18 protein-coding genes are annotated in these 18,293 nt (G+C 59.6%); 5 read left to right on the forward strand and 13 right to left on the reverse strand.

The features are described from left to right. The first annotated feature begins 9 nt into the window (after positions 1-9). Together ACFIQF_RS00640 and ACFIQF_RS00645 are read left to right on the forward strand one after the other, a co-directional pair. Positions 10-984 carry a Bug family tripartite tricarboxylate transporter substrate binding protein gene (locus tag ACFIQF_RS00640; RefSeq protein ID WP_393939196.1) on the forward strand — a complete coding sequence of 325 codons (975 nt, stop codon included), beginning with the start codon at positions 10-12 and terminating at the stop codon, positions 982-984. Between the two features lies 1 nt (position 985). Continuing rightward, positions 986-2,194 carry a CaiB/BaiF CoA transferase family protein gene (locus tag ACFIQF_RS00645; protein ID WP_393939198.1) on the forward strand — a complete coding sequence of 403 codons (1,209 nt, stop codon included), beginning with the start codon at positions 986-988 and terminating at the stop codon, positions 2,192-2,194. 54 nt (positions 2,195-2,248) lie between these two features. Here ACFIQF_RS00645 and ACFIQF_RS00650 read toward each other — a convergent pair whose 3' ends face one another. The 6 genes from ACFIQF_RS00650 to ACFIQF_RS00675 form a co-directional block, all read right to left on the reverse strand. Further along, the gene (locus ACFIQF_RS00650) at positions 2,249-3,421 is read right to left on the reverse strand and encodes a CaiB/BaiF CoA transferase family protein (RefSeq protein WP_393939199.1); all 1,173 of its coding nucleotides are present in this window, start codon (positions 3,419-3,421) and stop codon (positions 2,249-2,251) included. Positions 3,422-3,506: 85 nt separating this feature from the next. Then, positions 3,507-4,346 (reverse strand): 2-keto-4-pentenoate hydratase, encoded by an 840-nt coding sequence (locus ACFIQF_RS00655; protein WP_393939201.1) that lies wholly within the window; start codon positions 4,344-4,346, stop codon positions 3,507-3,509. Beyond that, a complete protein-coding gene (locus ACFIQF_RS00660; RefSeq protein WP_393939203.1) occupies positions 4,347-5,300 on the reverse strand; it encodes a Bug family tripartite tricarboxylate transporter substrate binding protein in 954 nt (317 codons plus the stop codon). A gap of 170 nt (positions 5,301-5,470) precedes the next feature. Then, positions 5,471-5,914, reverse strand: a complete 444-nt coding sequence (locus ACFIQF_RS00665; protein WP_393939204.1) for a VOC family protein — start codon at positions 5,912-5,914, stop codon at positions 5,471-5,473. Positions 5,915-5,924: 10 nt separating this feature from the next. Continuing rightward, a complete protein-coding gene (locus tag ACFIQF_RS00670; protein WP_393939206.1) occupies positions 5,925-6,830 on the reverse strand; it encodes a LysR family transcriptional regulator in 906 nt (301 codons plus the stop codon). Positions 6,831-6,879: 49 nt separating this feature from the next. Continuing rightward, the gene (locus ACFIQF_RS00675; RefSeq protein WP_393939207.1) at positions 6,880-7,782 is read right to left on the reverse strand and encodes a Bug family tripartite tricarboxylate transporter substrate binding protein; all 903 of its coding nucleotides are present in this window, start codon (positions 7,780-7,782) and stop codon (positions 6,880-6,882) included. 197 nt (positions 7,783-7,979) lie between these two features. Here ACFIQF_RS00675 and ACFIQF_RS00680 point away from each other — a divergent pair, with 197 nt between their 5' ends. From ACFIQF_RS00680 to ACFIQF_RS00690, 3 genes are all read left to right on the forward strand, one after another. Next, the gene (locus ACFIQF_RS00680; protein WP_393939209.1) at positions 7,980-9,089 is read left to right on the forward strand and encodes a CaiB/BaiF CoA transferase family protein; all 1,110 of its coding nucleotides are present in this window, start codon (positions 7,980-7,982) and stop codon (positions 9,087-9,089) included. A 319-nt stretch (positions 9,090-9,408) separates the two neighbouring features. Beyond that, positions 9,409-9,606 carry a hemin uptake protein HemP gene (hemP, locus tag ACFIQF_RS00685; protein WP_393939211.1) on the forward strand — a complete coding sequence of 66 codons (198 nt, stop codon included), beginning with the start codon at positions 9,409-9,411 and terminating at the stop codon, positions 9,604-9,606. Between the two features lie 311 nt (positions 9,607-9,917). Further along, positions 9,918-10,607 carry a prepilin peptidase gene (locus ACFIQF_RS00690; RefSeq protein ID WP_393939213.1) on the forward strand — a complete coding sequence of 230 codons (690 nt, stop codon included), beginning with the start codon at positions 9,918-9,920 and terminating at the stop codon, positions 10,605-10,607. A 17-nt stretch (positions 10,608-10,624) separates the two neighbouring features. Here the strand turns inward: ACFIQF_RS00690 and ACFIQF_RS00695 are convergent, their stop codons facing one another. The 7 genes from ACFIQF_RS00695 to ACFIQF_RS00725 all read right to left on the reverse strand — a co-directional run bounded on the left by ACFIQF_RS00695 (position 10,625) and on the right by ACFIQF_RS00725 (position 18,293). Next, positions 10,625-11,488 (reverse strand): alpha/beta fold hydrolase, encoded by an 864-nt coding sequence (locus tag ACFIQF_RS00695; RefSeq protein WP_393939215.1) that lies wholly within the window; start codon positions 11,486-11,488, stop codon positions 10,625-10,627. 141 nt (positions 11,489-11,629) lie between these two features. After that, positions 11,630-12,712, reverse strand: coding sequence for a branched-chain amino acid ABC transporter permease (locus ACFIQF_RS00700; protein ID WP_393939217.1), 1,083 nt, complete (start codon positions 12,710-12,712; stop codon positions 11,630-11,632). Positions 12,713-12,739: 27 nt separating this feature from the next. Next, positions 12,740-13,723, reverse strand: a complete 984-nt coding sequence (locus tag ACFIQF_RS00705) for a branched-chain amino acid ABC transporter permease (RefSeq protein ID WP_393939219.1) — start codon at positions 13,721-13,723, stop codon at positions 12,740-12,742. Further along, entirely contained in the window at positions 13,720-14,463 is a 744-nt protein-coding gene (locus ACFIQF_RS00710) for an ABC transporter ATP-binding protein (RefSeq protein WP_393939221.1), read from the reverse strand. The genes ACFIQF_RS00705 and ACFIQF_RS00710 overlap by 4 nt, the downstream gene beginning before the upstream one ends. Continuing rightward, on the reverse strand, positions 14,460-15,242 hold the full coding sequence (locus ACFIQF_RS00715) for an ABC transporter ATP-binding protein (RefSeq protein WP_393939223.1): 783 nt from the start codon (positions 15,240-15,242) through the stop codon (positions 14,460-14,462). Before ACFIQF_RS00715 ends, ACFIQF_RS00710 begins: the two co-directional genes overlap by 4 nt. A 109-nt stretch (positions 15,243-15,351) precedes the next feature. After that, positions 15,352-16,569, reverse strand: a complete 1,218-nt coding sequence (locus tag ACFIQF_RS00720) for a substrate-binding domain-containing protein (protein WP_393939225.1) — start codon at positions 16,567-16,569, stop codon at positions 15,352-15,354. A 185-nt stretch (positions 16,570-16,754) separates the two neighbouring features. Beyond that, on the reverse strand, positions 16,755-18,293 hold the full coding sequence (locus ACFIQF_RS00725) for a sigma-54 interaction domain-containing protein (protein WP_393939227.1): 1,539 nt from the start codon (positions 18,291-18,293) through the stop codon (positions 16,755-16,757).

Below are 18,293 nucleotides of genomic sequence, written 5' to 3' on the forward strand. Positions count from 1 at the left end.
GAGACAAACATGACGAAGACTGCATTTTTCCGCCTCAAAATCGCTGCCGCGGCTGGCCTGTTGGCTGCACTGCAAACGGCGCATGCCGCTTACCCAGATCGCCCCATCAAGCTGGTCGTGCCTTTCCCCGCCGGTGGCAGCACAGACTTGGTCACCCGCACCATCAGCACCAGACTCGGCGCAGAGCTGGGCCAGCCCATCGTGGTCGACAACAAGCCCGGCGCAGGCAGCCTGGTGGGATCGGAGCAGGTGGCCCGATCGCCAGCCGACGGCTATACGCTGTTGATGGCAGGGCTGACCAACGTGTTTCTGCCTTACGTGCACACCACGCTGAAATGGAACCCCATCAAAGACTACGAATATGTCGGATTGGTAGCGGACTTGCCCAATGTGATCGCCATCAACAGCAAGACTCCTTATAAAACGCTGGCCGAACTCAAAGCTGCCGAGGCAGCCAAACCCGGCGGTCTGTCCTTTGGCTCAGCGGGCATGGCAACCCCATCGCATCTGGTCTGCGAAATGGTCAATTTCCGGCTCAGCACCAAGATGCAGCACCTGCCCTACAAAGGCAATGCACCGGCAGTCAACGACCTGATGGCAGGACACATCCCAGTCATGTGCAACAACCTGGCCGGCACCTTGCCCTATATGCAAAATGGGCAAATTCGCATCCTGGCGCAAACCGGCAAGAGCCGCTCCGCGTCCGCCCCCGACATTCCCACCTTCGAAGAGCTGGGAGTGAAAGGGCTGGATACCGGTTTGTGGGTGGGCATTGTGGCGCCCAAGGGCACGCCAGCCGCCGTCACTGCCGCCTTGTCCAGCGCCTTGAGCAAGGTGATGAAGGAGCCGGCCACCATCGAAGCCTTGCACAAGCTGGGAGCCACTCCGCTGGCCACGTCGCCAGAAGACTTTGTCAAGCGCATCCAGTTGGACGAACAGGCTTGGAAGCCCGTTCTGCAAAACGTCAACCTGAAGGACCAGTGAGATGCGCCTAGCCGCTTACCCGCTGGAAGGGGTTCGTATTCTGGACATGGCGACGGTTTTTGCCGCCCCCTTTGCTGCCACCTTGTGTGCGGACATGGGGGCCTCGGTGGTCAAGCTGGAGCTGCCCGCTGGCGGCGACACGCTGCGCAGCCTGGCCCCGGTGCATGAAGACCAGCCCCTGTTCTGGAAAACCGCCAACCGCGGCAAACAAGGCATTTCGCTCGATGTGCGCAAACAAAAAGGGCGCGAGCTCTTCTTGCAGATGCTGCCGCAGTTCGATGTGCTGGTAGAAAATTTTCGCACGGGCACCATGGACAAATGGGGGCTGGATCTGGCAACCCTGCATGCCCATAACCCCAGGCTCATCGTCTTGCGTGTCACCGGCTTTGGCCAAAGCGGCCCCTACGCGCGCCGCCCTGGCTTTGCGCGCATCTTCGAAGCCATGAGCGGTTTTGCCAACCTCTGCGGTGAGCCGGGTCGCCCGCCCCAGCACATGAACTATCCGCTGGGCGATGCGCTGGCAGGCTTGTTTGGCGCCTTCTCCATTGCCTGTGCCTTGGCAGAACGCAATGCCCAGCCGCCAGCCGAGCAGCGTGGCGTAGAGATCGACCTGTCTGCGACCGAAGCCATGCTGCGCATGCTCGACCCCTTGCCGGCAGAACTGCAGTTCTGCGGCCAAGCGCGCGAACGCACCGGCTCGCGGGCCACCTACACAGCGCCCTCCAACGTCTACCAGACAAACGATGGCATCTGGGTCACCGTCGTGGCCACTGGCGAAGCCATGTTTAGCAGCCTTTGTGCAGCCATGGAAATGCCGGAGTTACTCACGGACAAACGTTTTTCCTCCAACGCCACGCGCATCGAGCACCTGGAAGTGCTGGACAGCATCATCACTACTTGGTGCAACACTCAGCGCTTTGACGACCTGGCACGCACACTGGCCTTGCATGACCTGCCCTTCAGTAAGATCAACAATATGGCAGACGCCATGGCCGACCCACATCTACAAGCCCGCAACGCTTTTTGCCAGATCGAAGACGCGACCCTGGGGATGATAGATGCCATCTCGCCCGTTCCAAGGTTCTCTGGGCGCCAGGCTCCCGCGCTGCGCAGCGGCCCTTCCACCGGGCAAGACAACGCCAGTTTCTATGCAACGCTCGGGCTGGACAGCCATGCCCTCGATCAACTCCAAGCGGAGCGAGTTATCTGAAGCGAAGCCGCTTTGACCGACGCCGACACCGCTACGCTGGCGGCTCAAAGCACCTTAATCAGGCCTACATCGCACAGACCCACGGGCCTGCAACTCCTTCAGTAACGCCGCCCCAACGCCCCACTCAGCCAACACTTCTTGCGAGTGTTGGCCGATATGGGGCGCTTGCTGCGGATGGGCGCTGGCGGTGCTGCCGGGTATGCAGGCTACCGGTACAGCGGCATCAATACCGTCTTGCTGCAACCATTCCACAGCTTGCGCGCTTTGTACTTGCGGGTGCTGCAGCAAGGCGGCGTAGTCCATCACCTGCGAATGCAAGATATCGGCCTGCGCCAGCAGGCCAGCCAGTTGCGCGCTGCTCAATTGCAAAAACTCAGCGCACAAAATCGCCTCCAACTCAGTCTTGCTTGCGACCCGTTGCGCATTGCTGGTGTAGCGCTGACATTGCAGCAAATCTCCGCGTCCCAACAAATGGCAAAGCCGGGCAAAGTGCTCGTCGGTGCGTACCGACATGCTGACAAAACCGTCTTTTGACGCGTAGACGCCCAGCGGCACAAAATACGCTTGCTCTTGCGGTGTCAGGTGCTTCTCTGCAATCTTGCTGGCCTGCAAAGCCAATGCGGCGCTGAGCAAGCTGCATTCGATATGTCGCCCTCCTCGCCCGGTTCGTGCAATCTCCAGCAGACTGGTGGCAATGCACTGAAAGGCGTACAACCCAGTGGTCTGGTCGATGATGAACTGGTCCAGCCGCCGCGGCGTTCCGTCGTTGCCGCAGTTGGTGTACATGAAGCCGGTAAAGGCTTGCAACACGATATCAGTGGCAGGGGCATCGACCATCGGCCCGTTACTGCCAAAGCCGTTGACCGACAAGTACACTAGGTTCGGGTTGTCCGCAGACAAATCACGGTAACCCAGGCCCAAGCGTTCCATCACCCCAGGGCGGAAAGCCTCAATGACCACATCGGCTTGCTGAGCCAGCATGCGCACGGCTTGCAATGCAGCGCTGTCCTTCAGGTCTATCGCCAGCGAGCGCTTGCCTCGGTTGCAGACGGTGGCGTAGGCCGTCAGATCTCCAAATTGCGGCCCCAAGGTACGCGACCAATCGCCTTGCAAGCTTTCGATCTTTACCACGTCTGCGCCTTGCATGGCACACAGCATGCCCGCTTGCGGGCCTGCGATGCCCATGGAAAAGTCCAATACCTTCAGTCCCTGCATGGAACGCTCCATGACTTGCTCCTTGTCTTGTTCAGCCAATGCGGCTTGCACGCTATTGCATGCAGCCGCCTCCACTACCTGCGTTTTCCGGGCAGATCTACGGGGTATGTAATTCGATTTTTCCGAGCCCTTCGTAGATCGCTTCAAAGCGGTCGCCTGCACGCGCGCGGCACAAGATGTTGCAAGAGCCGGTGCTGACCATATCGCCGACACGCAGCGGCTGGCCCAGTCTGCGCAAGCGATTGGCCAGCCACACCAAGGGCTGCAGCGGATGCCCCATCACATCCATCGATGAGCCTTGTGAATGCGCTTCGCCATTGCGCAGCAATTGCACCCGCACGCCCCGCAAAAATGCCTGCTGCCAATCTGGCACGGGCTCACCCAGCACATACCAGCCGGAGGCAAAACCATCGGCCATGATATAGGGCACAGGCGGCAAGGCCAGGTGGGCAAACCGGCATTCGGCGATTTCCACACAGGTGTGCACGCTGCCAATAGCCGCAGCCAGATCGTCAAAACTGTAATCGGCCTCTTGCGCCGGCAGCTCACGGCCCAACGTAAAAGCAAACTCACATTCAATGACGGGATCCAGCAATTGCTGGTGCACCACTTGCGCCGGCGAGTGGCGTAGAAAGCGTTGAAAAGTGGCGCCAAACACTGGGCCTTCCGTTCGCAGTTTCTGCTGCAGCAGCGGATTGGTGGCCGCAATCTTCCAGCCCAGGCGAGGCCAACCCAGAGAATCAGCCACCTGCAACATGGTTTGCACGCCTGCGGCTTCATCGGGCAAATGCCAGTGCGGCTGCAATGCCTGAATCTGCTGGCAATTGCTACGTGCCTGCGCCAAAGCCTGTACCAGGCTGATTGCGTTGGTAGAGGCAGACGCATCCGTATATGTTGCCTCTGCTGCGGTGTGGTAGGTTTGCTTTGTCTCATGCATTTATTCCGCCTTGATCTGGTTGTCCTGAATGACCTTCTGCCAACGCTGCAAATCCTCAGCCAGGTAGGTTTTGAGCTGATCCGGCGTTTGAGCGGCAGGTACGGTCATGTAGTCGCGCGCAAAGGCCTGCCGCAACGGCGTACTGCTACGCAGCTTGTCAAAGGCCTGTAGCAGCCGGGCCTTGGTCTGGGCATCAAGCCCGGCAGGGACCGAGAGCGAATACCAGATGGAAGCCTTGAAACCTGGCACACTTTCCTGAATGGTTTCCACCTTCGGGGCTTCCGGAATGCGCTCGTCCGTGCCCACAGCCAAGGCCACGACCTTGCCCGCCACGATGTAAGGCAAAGCCGAACCCAAGGCGTTGACGCTCACATCCACATCGCCAGCCAGCACGGCATTCATGGCTTGACCTGCACCGGGATACGGTATGGCCGTCATCTGAAAATTCAGCTCGTTTTCCAACTTGCGCATAGGCAAGGTCAGCACGCCGGTGGCCGACACCGACGAATAATTCAGACCACCAGCTTTGGTGCGCGCCAATGCTGCCAACTCCTTGAGGTTGCGCACTCCCAGTTGAGGTCGGGCTACTACCACGATGGGAGACTCAGTCAGCAGCGACAGAATTTCCAAATCTTTCTGCGGGTTGTAAGGCAGCGCTTTGTAGAGCAGCGGGTTGATCGAAAGCGGTGTGTTGGGCGTAAAGAGAATCGTGTACCCGTCGGGCTTGGCCGAGGTGACCAGTTGCGTCCCCACAATCCCATTGGCACCACCTTTGTTGAGCACCGTGACAGGGGTTTTCAGATCAGCACTCAGCTCTTCAGCAATCCGGCGGGCCATGATGTCGGCAATGCCGCCTGCGCTGTAAGGAACGACGATCTGGATGGGTTTCTCAGGAAAGGCCTGGGCACAACATGCCCCAAACATGGCCATGATGAACGCAAATATTCGCTGCACTATGGGTCTCCTTGAACAGTGGTTGGCTGCTTGCCAGAGGCGGCCTCTGGCAGCAAGGCTTCAGTATTCGGGAGACGGCCAGCCGTGCGATACTTTTGACGAAAGCTCAGATACGCATTTCAAATGGATGGCCGGGGCAACCGAGAGTGCCGACAACGTGAAATGGCTTTTTATGCGTAACCGTAATAGGCCTGCACTTGCGGCTCTCGCTCCGGTCCGGGTTCAAACGCTTCTATCAGCACGCGGTCTGGCGCTTGCACCATGAAATAACCGCCACCAGCCGACTCTCGGATGGGGTTGGGCAGGTGCAAGCCAGCGGCACGCATGCGCTCATACAAGTCTTGCAAACCTACAACCTGCATACCCAAGTGGTGGAATGCATTGGCCTGCATGTCCCGCGGCGCCTGGTCGTAAAAATGCAGCGCACCAATACCTATGCGCATGAACACATTACGGGCACCGCCATACAAGCCATCCCACATGACTTCGCCATCAAACCACCGTTGGTAAAAAGCCAGCGTCTGCTCCAGGTTCTGCGCAAACAAGTGAATATGCTGCAGGTGGTAGCGCTCCTGGCGGCCATAGGGATAGCGAAATTCTGTGGACGAAGTCATGACGTTGTTTCTAAGTATCTGGTGAATAAATACACTGCTGCACATGCTGCAAAGCGCGTTGCACTACCGGCTTGTCGCTTTGGGTCAGCCACATGCATTGCACGGGAGAGCCTGAAGACTGACTGGCCAAGTCCAAGAACTGTGCCGGTATGCCGCAGTTGGCCAAGCACTGCGGCACGACAGCAACCCCCAAGCCCTTGGAAACCATGGAGACCACGGTGAGCCATTGGCTGACCTGGTGTTTCACCATCGGCGTAAAGCCAGCCTCGACACACAGGGCAATGATCTGGTCGAAATAGGCCGGCGACCCTGCACGCTTGAAGATGATGAAGGGCTCATGCTCCAACTGCCGCAGGTCGATGCTGGGCCCCTTCGCGGCGTAATGCTTGGGCGGCAAACAGACCACCAGGGGTTCGTTGAAGAGAGTCAAGAACGATAACTGGCCGGGCACCAAGGCCGAATGGCCAAAGCCGATATCGATATGTCCGGCAATCAAGGCTTCGACCTGGCTTTGCGACGACATCTCGGAAAGCTCCAAAGTCAAAAGCGGCTCTTGCTCCTCCAACCTGCGAATCAAGCGGTCCAGCCCACGAAAGACCATGGAAGCATGGAAACCAATACGCAGCATGCCTTGCTTGCCTTGTGCCACCCCGTTGGCGATCGAGTAAGCCTCGGTAGCCTGTGCCAGCAAACGCACGGCTTTTTCTCGGAACGCCTTGCCCGCATCGGTCAGGCTGACCTGGCGACTGCTGCGTCGCACCAGTTCTGCACCGATATAGGCCTCCAGCTGCTGGATAGCAATGCTGAAAGGCGGTTGTGAGACATGGCACTTGAGCGCAGCCCGGCCAAAGTTCAGCTCTTCGGCCAGGGCCACAAAGTAGCGCAGATGGCGCATTTCAATGGATTCGAATCGCATGGTTACCGGCCCGCAAATAAAACACATGCTACCGGCATGGCCTGCAATATCAATCCAGAGAAGCGCCAGAGGAACGCACAATATCCGCCCAAACTGCCGACTCCCGCTTCATCTTTTGCGCCAAGTCTTCAGGTGCATTGCGCTCTGGAATGTTCAGCCCCCGAGACTCCAGTTGTTGGCGCAGTTGTGGGTCTTTCAAGACCGCCTGCGACAGCTGAGACAACTTGCTCTTGACTTCTTCTGGTATGCCACTGGGCGCCAGCAAGGCAAAGAAAACGCTCACATCCACATCCTTGACACCTTGCTCAGACAAGGTTTGCACCTGCGGAAAAAGTGCCGAGCGCCCGCTGGTGGTGAGCGCCAACATTTGTAGTTGCCCACCATCGACAAAGGGTTTGGCAGTGTAGATATCGGTGAAGGTTACTTGTACTTGGTTGGCCAACAAAGCCTGGAGCGCAGGGCCCGAGCCTTTGTAAGGGATGTGCACCAAATTAGCCCCTGTTTTTTGTGCGAACAGCACGCCGGACAAATGCGTGGTGCCACCACTGCCAGCAGAGGCATAAGTGAGCCCGTCTTTCTTGCCCTGTTGCAACAACTGCGGCACAGAGGAGACGCCCAGTGAACGGTTAACCAGAATGGCATTCGGGAGGCTGCCAAAATCCGCAATAGCCTGAAAATCCGTCAGCGGATTGAACTTGAGGTTTTTATAGAGCGCCGGGTTGATCACCAACACCGGCGATGAGCCAAATAGCAGGGTATAGCCATCCTTGTTGGCGCGAGCCACATAGTCGCCAGCGATATTACCGCCCGCACCCGCACGGTTTTCCACAATGATGGGTTGGCCTGCCAGTTTGGCCATTTCCACAGCCACCGCTCTACCAATCAAATCCGCAGGGCCACCCGGAGGATAGGGAACGACAAACGTAATAGGACGCTCGGGATAGGCGGCCAAGGCGGTTTGTGCAGCCAAGGCAGTGAGGGCCGTTAACAAAAATCTTTTCATGCTGTCTCCTTGTTTATGCCACCACTGTAGAAAGCCATACAGTCCAAACCATATCTATTGCGAATCTGAAGATACGCATTTCGAATGAATGGCAGGCAGAGTGCGAATAGATTTGCTCTGGTGTTCAACGACGATTGGAATGAGACATGTCACTGCACCACGGCGCGTTAACCGGGTTGAAAGTGGTCGATGCTTCCCGAGTGCTGGGCGGCCCCATTTGTGGGCAGATGCTGGGAGACCACGGTGCCGAGGTTCTGAAAATTGAATCGCCCGCAGGCGATGACACCAGAGCCTGGTCGCCCCCTAACCTGGGCCCGGTATCCGCCTACTTCTCCGGAGCCAACCGCAACAAGAGCACGCAGGTGCTGGACTTCAACCAAGCGGCGGATTTCGCGCAATTCACCGAGCTGCTGCGCAATGCCGACGTGCTGATTGAGAACTTTCGCCCCGAATCGGCAAGCAAATGGGGGCTGACCCGCGAGTTCACCGCGGCTTTGAACCCTCGCCTCATCCACTGCCGCGTATCGGGCTTTGGCGACGTCGGCCCTATGGCTGGCTTGCCCGCTTACGACACCGCCATGCAAGCGCTGTGCGGACTGATGTCGGTAAACGGCACTGCAGAAAGCGGCCCCATGCGGGTTGGCTTGCCGGTGGTAGACATGACCACCGGCCTGAACGCGATGATCGGCATTTTGCTTGCGTTGCAAGCCCGGCATGCGACCGGCCTGGGACAGCTGGTAGAAACCACGTTGTTCGCCAACGCCGTTTCTTTGCTGCACCCCCATGCCAGCAACTATTTTGGCAATGGTGCAGTGCCTCGCTTGAGCGGCAACGCACACCCTAACATTTATCCCTACGATGCCTTTACTACGCGCACAGGATCGATTTACATGGCCGTAGGCAACGACCGCCAGTTTGCAACTCTCTGTGATCATCTGGGGCTGGCGGCTCTGGCGCAGCAACCAGAATTTGCCAGTAACCCTCAGCGCTCCATCCACCGAGAATCCTTGCGCTCCCTGCTGCAAGAGGCATTGCAAACAGAAAACGCGGTTGGGCTGGCTGATACGTTGGTGCGCAAAGGGGTGCCCTGCGCAGCAGTGCAAGACGTAGCCCAACTGCTGGCCTCAGAACAGGCGCAGGCAGCTCAAATAGTGGTGGAAATGGGCAACGGCTACCGCGGCATTGCATCGCCTATCCAGCTCAGCGACACGCCCGCCAGCTACCGCAAAACGCCGCCGGTGTTTCCAGGCAGATAGCACTTGTCCAGAGGTCTGGCCAAGAGGCGATATGTGCACGTGTGCGTGCCTACTCTTGCCGGTAGTCAGATAGCCTGAAAAACACCCAAGGCCGTAGTGGCCGTGAGTTTGCTTGCAAGGCAAGTTTGTGCAGTCGCGCCACTATCCTCGCTCCATAAGTTTCGCTTAGGCAACCCTGCCAAAGAGATATCCATCGAGACGAGGCTTACAAAACCAAGCTGCCACCGCTCCACCCATGTGGGTATTTGGTCACAAGGCTGGACTTTGAAAATAAGAATCGTTATCATTTGATCCAATTTTGACCCTTTGATCGAATGCCATGCACACCAGCGCACCTCTTGCCACTGCGACACCTGTCAAGCCAAGCACGGTAGCCACGCCCGAGAGCCACAAGCCAGCCGGCACCTTGGAGAGCAGCGAACTGCTGCAAGGTGCCAAAGCCATTTCCATCTTGCACAACGGTGCCATTTACCGCTTGCAAGCCACCAAGCTGGGCAAGCTGATTCTGACCAAATAAACACGGGCTGCTGCCCACTGTTGCCAACATCCAGCGCGACAGCAGCACCCGCCCGTTCCGGTTTCATCGTGGGGCGACTCTAGGAGGCCACACTCCCTCCAAAGGTCGTATTTGCCAGCCAGGGGCTTGCCGCGTAGCCAGGCACTTTTTTCCGCGAACCACCGTTGTGACGACGACCGCTTCTGGCGGTCGTTTTGCTTTGCGGATGGCGGAGAGCTTTCGCCACATTTTCGCGCTCGTAAAACCCAGGTCACGGGCAGAACCGTGCAAAATCCAGGCTTTGCTGAATCAGCCGTTTTGCTAACTGGGTCATGGTTTTTTATCTTTGGGCAGCGGCCGCTGCTGCGGCGTTTGCCATCGTCACCGCCTGGGTGCTGCTGCCATTGGCGCGCTGGATTCCGGCGCGCATAGAGCGCCAGTGGCATGCCGAAGCAGAACTGCATGCGCTGCAAGAGCTGGGCGAGGTACAGCGGACCCAACTGCCCGGCTATCCGCACTCTTGGGTAGTAGCGTTGGGCGCTTTGCTCTGCTTTGCGGCGCTGGCCAGCTACGGCTGGAACAGCTTGGGAGCCGCCGCCTGCCTGTACTTTTTTGCGCAGCTTTTGCTGCTGACGATCAACGTGCGCGACGTGTTGTTGCCCGATATGGTGGTGCTGCCCACGCTCTGGGGCGCCCTGCTTTTGCACGCGGCCAATGGCCAAGCCGCTGAGCACATTTACAGCACAGCCATTGCGTATGGAGCGCCGTTTGCTTTGACCCAATTGATTAAACGCGCATCCGGCTCAGAACTAATGGGCAATGGCGACATCAAGACGTTTGCCATGGCCGGTGCCTGGTTCGGGCTGGCCGCGCTGCCCGTGTTGTTTGGCGCTTTTGTGCTCAGCATCACGCTGCATGGCGCCTGGGTGCAGCTTCAAAAACGCGGCACCCGCTTGCTCCCCAGCGGCCCGGCGCATATGGCCGCTTCGCTGGCTTGCATGGTCTACAGCCAGATGCGCTGACCACATCGGTGCGGCTGCTATTTGGCCAGATGGCGCAAGACCGCATTCCAATGCTCAGGCACATTGAGCGCCGGAGCATGGCCGCAGTCGGGAATTTCCAGCCATTCAAATTTACCGAGCAGCGCCGGCCCGCGCTGGCTCATGGCCTCGGCCACCGGCTTGAGCACCAGGTCTGATTCCACGCCGCGCAGCAGCAGTACCGGTATGTCCAGCGCATCGTAGTGAGGCCAGATCAGGTAGTCGTTCTCGTGCTCGCTGAACTGCCCGATGATGGCCGGGTCGTAGTGCGGCGTCACCAAGCCTCGGTTCGTGCGGCGCGTGCTGGTTTCGGTGAGCTTGGTCCATTCAGCATCGCTGAGCCAGCCATAAGGACGGTAGGCTTTGCGGAAGAATTGCTCCAGCTCTTCCACGGTTTCAAACACTGGCAGGTTCCCGGCATAGGCCTTGATGCGCTCGAGCGCAGCCTGCGCCAGCTCTGGCGCGTTGTCGTTGAGCACCAGGCTGGTGATGCGCTCGCGCATGGCGGGCTCAAACAAGCCAGATGCGCAAACCGTGCCAATGGCACCGCCCATCGATGTACCCACCCAATGCGCCCGCTCAATGTGGAGCGCATCAAAGAACTCACGCGCCAGCTGCGCATAAAAGCGCAAGCAGTACTCGTCACGCGGTGAGCGACTCCATTGGCTCAGACCGCGGCCAATCGTATCGGGGCAAAGTACGCGGTAGCCTTGCGCTACCAAGAATTCGGCCAAGGCATCCATGTCGCGGCCGGTGCGCGCCAGGCCATGCCAGGCGATGACCACGGGCGCATCGGCCGCGCCCCATTCCATGTAGTGCACTTCATAGCCGCAGCAGCGGACGTAGCGAGACTGGCCCATCATTTGGTCGTCATCCTCAATTTTGGCGATATACGGCTAGCAAGCGCATCACCAGATTTAGCTGCCCGGCAGGGCATGGCACGGCGCATGCACATGCACATGCACAGGCGCGGCGAACTCAGCTTTTGCACAGCAGTTGTTAGCTTAGTTTTTTGGCGGCAGACGCTTGCGCGCACCAGCTTCCCGCAAGCGCCCTACGACGCCGGTTGGGAAGTAATACACGGACAGCACAAACAACACGCCGAGCCAGAGCAGCCAGCGGTCAGGCGACAGCAATGCCGCCAAGGCGGGCACGCTGCTCGCTGCGTCGTGCGCCACGCGCAGCAAATCCTGCAGGTAGCTTTGCGCAAACACGAACAGCACCGATCCAATCACCGCACCATAAATCGTGCCCATGCCGCCGATCACCACGATGAGCAAACAGTCCATCATGATCTCGAACGACAGCGAGGTATCCGGCCCGTTGTAGCGCAGCCAGAGCGCCAGCATGGCACCGGCCAAGGTGGCGAACAGGGCAGACAGCACGCTGGAGATGGTGCGGTACACCACTACGCGGTAACCAATGGCCTCGGCGCGAAATTCGTTTTCGCGAATCGCCTGTAACACGCGGCCAAAAGGTGAGTTCACGATGCGCAGCAAGGCCAGCACCAGCACCAGCGCCATCACAAACAAGAGGTAGTAAGTGATGATGCGGCCGTCGATAAGCACGCCAAATATTTCGTTCTCGAACGGCTCGTAGCTGGGCGAGAGAAACTCGGGCAGTTTGAAGGTAAGACCGTCTTCGCCGCCTGTCCAGTCAGACAATTGCGAGGCCAGCGTCTGAAAAGCAGCCGCCACCGCGAGTGTGATCATGGCAAAGAAGATGGCCCGCACGCGCAGCGAGAACAGGCCAATCGCCAGCGCCAGCAACAAGGACAGCACGAGAGAACAGCCCAAGCCTACAGCCAGTGCCGCCCAGCTCGGGCCCATTTTGGAAGAAGCGATGGCGATGCCGTAAGCGCCAATACCAAAGAACATGGTCTGCGCAAAGCTGACGATGCCGGTGTAGCCCAGCAGCAGATCGAAGCTGGTCACCAGCACAATGAACACCAGAATTTTGGCGGCCACGTTGAGCATTTTGATGCCCGGGAAAGCAAACGGTGCCACTGCCAGCGCCAGCACAATGACCAGCAGGATGGCTGCCAGAATCTTGCTGCGCGGGTAGTCGCCGGAGATGAGTCGGTTCATGAAAAACATGCTTTGTCTCCCTGCCAATCAGCGGTTGGCCACCGGGTACACGCCTTGCGGGCGCCACAGCAGAATCGCCACCATCAATGCGATGTTGGAGAACAGCGCCACCTTGGGCGCCAGAAAGCCGGTGTAGTTGGCCATGAGCCCCACGAGCAAAGCGCCAATCAGTGCGCCGCCGGTGCTGCCCAGGCCGCCAATGATGATCACGATGAAGATGAGCACGTTCACCTGCGCGCCCATTTGCGGCACCACGCTTTGCTGGTACAGGCCCCACATCACGCCGCCCAGCCCCGCCAGTGCCGAGCCCACGACAAACACGCCGACAAACAGGCGCCGGATGCGGTAGCCAAGCGATTCCACCATTTCGCGGTCTTGTACGCCGGCGCGGATGAGCAGACCGATCTTGGTGCGCGAGAGCGTCCAGGCCAGCAGGCCAAACACGAGCAGGCCCACGATCACCGCGAACAGGCGGTATTTCTCTACCGCTGCATCGCCCAGCAGCCACGCGCCTTTCATGGCTTGCGGCAGTGGCAGCGGCACCTGGTCCGGCCCCCAGATCACCTTGATGAGTTCCTCACCAATGATCATGCCGCCCATGGTGATGAGGATCTGCTTGAGGTGCTGGCCGTAGACCGGCTGCACGATAAAGCGCTCAAACGCCAGGCCCAGGGCGCCGGCCACGAGCATGGCCACCACCATGGCCGGCAAAACGGCCAGCATGTTGGTGAGCAAGGAGCTCGATTGCGTCCAGTCGCTCATGGCGCCGAGCATGCTGGTGGCAACGAAGGCGCCCACCGCGATGAACAGGCCGTGGCCGAAGTTGAGCACGTCCATCAGCCCGAACACCAGCGTGAGGCCCGAGGCGATGATGAAGACGATCATGCCCATCGCCAGCCCCGCTACCGTGAGCGTCAGCCAGGTGCTGGGCGAGCCCACCAGGGGCAAGGCGATGAGGGCCAGCACAGGCACCAGCAACAGCGGTTTCCAGTCGAAATCGGTCTTGGTCATAGTGCGAGCCCCAGAAGCGATTGCTGCAGCGCAGGGTCGGCAGAGAACTCTGCCATGCTGCCTGCGTGCACGATGCGGCCGTTGTCCATCACGGCCACGCGGTCGCCCAAACGCTGGGCGAAATGGATGTTCTGCTCCACCAGCAAGATCGTGACGCCACTGGCCTTGAGCTCGGCAAACGCATCGATCATGTTGTTGATCATCACCGGCGCCAGCCCCTTGCTGGGCTCGTCGATGATCAGCAGCTGGCGCGGCTCGACAATGGCGCGCGAGACCGCCAGCATCTGCTTTTGCCCGCCAGAGAGCTTGCCCGCCGGGTGGTTCCAGAACTTTTCAACGGCAGGAAAGAGCTGGAAGATCCACTTCAGCCGCGCATCGTCGATGTCCTGAATGCGCTTGGCGGCACGCGCTGCCAGCAGCATGTTTTCCTTGACCGTCAGGTCGGCGAAGATGCCCATGTTCTCGGGCACATACGCAATGCCCAGGCCGGCAATCTGCGGCGTGCTGTGCTGGCTGATGTTCTGGCCCGCAAAACGCACCTCGCCTTGTTGGGGGTGCCACAAACCCATCACGGTGCGCAGCGTGGTCGTCTTGCCTGCGCCATTGCGGCCCAGCAACATGGTGAGCTGGCCTTGGGGCACCGACAGATCAACACCATGCAGGATGTGATAAGCGCCAATATGCGTGTGCACATCGCGCAGCTCCAGCAGCGCTTGGCTGGTATCGCTGTTGCTGCTCATACGGCCTCCTGGCTGTGGTCTTTGTCTTTGGCAACGCCCAGATAAGCCTCTTGCACCACCGGCGATGCAATCACCTCGGCCGGCTCGCCATCGGCCACCAGCGTGCCGTTGTGCAGCACGATGATGCGGTCCGCCAGCTCACGCACCACGTCCATCTTGTGCTCCACCAGCAAGATGGTTTTGGACTTGTCCTGCTTGAGTTTGCGGATGAGGTCCAGAATCACCGGCGCCTCGGCCGCGTTCATGCCGGCCGTGGGTTCGTCGAACATGAATACCTCGGGCTCCAGCGCCATCAGCAGCGCCACCTCCAGCTTGCGCTGGTCGCCGTGCGGCAGGCTCGCAACCATGTCTTGCGCACGCGATTGCAAATTGGTATCTACCAACAAGGCATCGGCGCGTTGCGTCAGCGCTTTGTAGTCGCTCCAGATGCCCCAGAGGTTCAGGCCACGCCGGTGTGGCCCCGCATGCGCGGCTTGCACTGCGAGGCGCACGTTCTCCAGCACCGTCAGATGCGGGAAAAGATTGGTCAGCTGAAACGCTCGCCCCAGGCCCGCACGGGTGCGCGCCGATGCGGGCAAGCCGCTGAGATCGCGCCCCTTGAGTTTTACCGAGCCCGCCGTGGCCTTGAGCTGGCCCGAGATCAGGTTGAAGTAGGTGGTTTTTCCCGCACCATTGGGGCCGACAATGGCCGTGAGCGTGCCGGGCTGAAAGCTGCAGCTCACGGCATTGACGGCCACATGGCCGCCAAAGCGGATGGTCAGGTTTTCGGTACTGAGCATGTTGGTCCTGCACCGGCTGGCGGTGAACGAAGGGGCGTGCAAGCACAGCGCCCGGCGCACAAGCGTGCGCGGGCCTTGTCGCATGCAACGAGATCGGCTGCGCCCTGGATCAGCGCTTGTTCTTGATCGGCACCTGCATCTCTTCAGGCTTGATCTCGCGCACCAGCTCGGGCACGCCCCAGGCCACGGCCGGATCGCTCTTGATCTTGAAGTGGTACATGCTCTGCATGGCCTGGTGGTCTTCCTTGCGGAAAGTCATCGGGCCCTTGGGCGTGTCAAAACTCATGCCTTCCATGGCCTTGATGAGCGTGTTGCTCTTGGTGTCGCCATTGGTCTTTTTCAAGGCGGTGACAATCGCCATGGCTGAGGAGAAGCCGCCAGCCGTGAAGAAATCCGGCGGTGCCTGGAACTGCTTGTAGTTCATCGACACCAGCGCTTCGTTGAGCGGGTTCTTGGGGATCGCGTAGTAGTAATACGTGGCCCCTTCCATGCCCGGCATGTTCTTGAACGGCGCCATGGCGGCCAGAATATTGCCGCCGGTAGCCAGCTCAATGCCGTAGCGCTTCAAATCCATGTCGTTGATCTTGAAGGGGTTGCCAGCACCGGCCCACAGCACCCAGATCACCTTTTTGCCAGGCAGATCCTTGAGCTTGTCGATCAGGCGCTGGGCGCCTGCGGTGAAATCGGTCGTGGCAGCGGGCAGGTATTCCTCATGCACCAGCTTGCCTTTTTTGATGGCGTCTTTGAAAGCCTTGGAGCCGTCGCGGCCAAACGCATTGTCTTGCGCCAGCGTGGCGATGCTCACGCCTTCCTTGTCAATGGCAATGGCGTTGCTGATGGCGTCTTGGCTGGAGTTGCGGCCGGTGCGGAAGATGTACTTGTTCCACTTGTCGCCGGTGATCGAATCGGCCACTGCGGGCTCTACCAGCAAGACTTTCTTGTATTCCTCGGCCACTGGCAGCAGCGCCAGCGCCACGCTCGACGAGGTGGGGCCTACGGCCAGATCCACCTTGTCGTCGGAGTAGGCGGTGGCCAGCTGGCTCTTGCCCAGATCGGGCTTGCCCTGGTCGTCCTTCTCGATCACCACAATCTTTTTGCCAGCCACCGTCATGGTGCCGCCGGTGGCGTATTCCAGGCCCATCATCAAGCCGGCCTGGGTTTGCTTGCCATAGGCCTCCAAGGGCCCCGTCTTGCTGTAGACGTGGGCAATGCGAATATCTTGCGCTTGTGCAGCGCTCATGCCAGAGGCGGCAGCGAGAGCAAAAACGGCAGCGCTGGCGAGCAGGCTGCGACGGCCACGGTAGTGCTGAGAAGGCTGAGATTGCATGTTTGTCTCCATTCTTGGTTTGATGGTCCTGAAGACTTTATTGCACAAGCCGTGCCAAAAGTTACTTTTTGAGCAAAACCGCCGCCTGCCAGCCGATAGCGCACCCGGCGCTGCCCACCAACAACACGCAAACCGCCTGAAAATTAGACATGTGCATGACTGATTTTCAGACACATGTCTGTTTTTTAATCAGGGTTTTCCAGACGTTCGTACAAGGTGGCACGCGAGATGCCCAGCTGGCGCGCCGTCGCCTGCTTGTTGCCCTTATTGGCTTGCAGTGCAGCGGCAATGGCTTTGCGTTCCAACTCGGCCACCTGCTCGGCCAGTGGGCGCAGCAGGCTGGCATCGGCATCGTGCAACCATGGCGCTGCTTGCTGCCCGCCAAGCTCTGGTAGGGCTTGGGCGGGCGCGGGCTCCATGCCCGATTCGCGCAGAATCTCGCGCAACACGCGCGCATCCACAATCAAACCATCGCAGCGCATGGCTGCCTGCTCGATGACATTGCGCAACTCGCGGATATTGCCGCGCCAGGCTTGGGCGGCCAGCAAACCCAGGGCGTCTGCCGTGAACTCCGGCAAGGTGCCTGCGCCCCGCAAACCAATCTCTTCGGCCAGCACGTCGACCAGCGCCGGAATATCCGAGCGCCGCTCCCGCAGCGGCGGCACGCGGATGGGCAGCACATGCAGGCGGTAAAAAAGGTCTTCGCGGAAATCTCCGCTGCGCACCATCGCATTCAGATCGCGCGATGTGGCAGCCACGATGCGTATATCCAGCGGCACCAGCTGGTTGGAGCCCAGCGGCTCAATCTCGCCTTCTTGCAAAGCTCGCAACAGCTTGGCCTGCATGTTGGCCGGCATGTCGCCAATCTCGTCGAGAAAAAGCGTGCCGCCATTGGCCAGCTTGAACTTGCCATCGCGCCCGCGTTTGTCGGCGCCGGTAAACGCACCAGGCGCCACGCCAAACAGCTCGGCTTCGAGCAAGGTGTCTGGAATCGCCGCAATGTTGACGCTGACAAACGGGCCGCTGGCACGTTGCGAGGCCATGTGGATGGCGTGCGCCAGCAGCTCTTTGCCGGTGCCCGTCTCGCCAAGCAACAGCACCGGGCTGATCGATTGCGCCGCACGCCGCGCCTGGCGCTTGACCTCGGTGGCCGCCGCGCTGGCGCCCACATAGCTGGCAAACGTGTATTTGGCGCGCCGTTCGCCCGCAGGAGCGTTGGCCATGGTGCGCTGGCGTTGCACGTCCAGCTCGCGGCGTGCATCGTCCAACTCGCGCTGCAGCACCGCAAACTTGCTGATAAGCGGCTGCAAAGTGTTCTCGGGCTGGTCGATCAGCACAATGCCAATTGCGCCGATCACCGCACCGTCATCGTCGAGCAGCGGCACCCGGCTCACCACAAAAGTGCCCGCCTGGTTGGTGAGCAAGTCCAGCAGCACCGGCTTGCCGGTCTCCAAAACGTGACGCATCTGCGTGTTGGGGATCACCTCGTCGACCATGCGCCCGACAAAATCCTCCACCCTGGTGATGCCAAAGCGCGGCAGATAGCGCTTGTAGCCTTCGTTCACCCAGACAATGCGGCCGGTTTTGTCGGCCAGAAACATGCCCTGGCTCATGGTGGAGAACAGGCCAAACATCGAACGTGCCGCCAAGGCCCGGATGCTTTCGGCATCTTGGGGCAAGGCGTTGTCAGCATCGCGGGGCGGTAAAGGGGGTGCAACACTCAT

Origin of the sequence: Comamonas trifloxystrobinivorans (assembly GCF_043359985.1) — a bacterium.
Lineage (GTDB): Bacteria > Pseudomonadota > Gammaproteobacteria > Burkholderiales > Burkholderiaceae_C > Comamonas > Comamonas trifloxystrobinivorans.